The sequence below is a fragment of the Verminephrobacter aporrectodeae subsp. tuberculatae At4 genome (assembly GCF_000193225.1).
GTDB classification, from domain to species: domain Bacteria; phylum Pseudomonadota; class Gammaproteobacteria; order Burkholderiales; family Burkholderiaceae_C; genus Acidovorax; species Acidovorax aporrectodeae.
The window spans coordinates 1-205 of the sequence record NZ_AFAL01000939.1; the positions used below are offsets into that span (position 1 = coordinate 1).

Annotated in this window: 1 pseudogene; it reads left to right on the forward strand. The window is 79.5% G+C overall.

Features of this window, described 5'->3' with window-relative positions:
- A pseudogene (locus VTU_RS29920) lies at nt 1–205 on the forward strand (ABC transporter ATP-binding protein); the annotation flags it as partial.

The following is a 205-nucleotide window of genomic DNA, read 5'->3' on the forward strand; positions in this document are numbered from 1 at the left end:
GCGCCGCTGCGCGCCCGGCCGGCCTGGCTCGTGCGCCAGGCGGTGGCGCGCATCCCCGAGGACCGCAGCGCCGTGGGCCTGGTGGGCGATCTGCCGGTGTGGGAGAACGCCGTCTCCGAGCACCGCCACTGGTTTGCGCACCCCTGGTTCCGGGCCTTCTGGGTGCGGCGCCGCGCGGCGCGCGGGCACGCCCGGCGCGTGCTCG